This window comes from Bacillus sp. SIMBA_074 (assembly GCF_046534555.1).
Lineage (GTDB): Bacteria > Bacillota > Bacilli > Bacillales > Bacillaceae_G > Bacillus_A > Bacillus_A mycoides.
In genome coordinates, this window is the sequence record NZ_JAWRYM010000976.1 from 1 (window position 1) to 249 (window position 249).

A 249-nucleotide genomic window follows, 5' to 3' on the forward strand; every position below is an offset into this window, starting at 1 on the left:
CTGCTAAATCATAATTTTTCACGCTAACCGTTTGCGGAAAATATTGCGAAGAAAATAATTCCTGCAAGCAAACGATTTGTGCACCTTTATTTACTGTTTCTTTTATTTTCCCTATCGTTTTTTGAATATTTTCAGCAATGAATTCCCCGCAATGAATTTGAATAAGCCCAACTTTCACTTTTGACATTTTCTCACTACCTACCTTTTATCATTTTTTATCTTATACGGTTGTGACGACCTGGTTTTCAT

General features: G+C 33.3%; 1 pseudogene. It reads right to left on the minus strand.

The annotated features are described in order from the left end of the window. A pseudogene (locus SB773_RS33675) lies at positions 1-187 on the minus strand (carbon-nitrogen hydrolase); the annotation flags it as partial. Positions 188-249 lie beyond the last annotated feature (62 nt).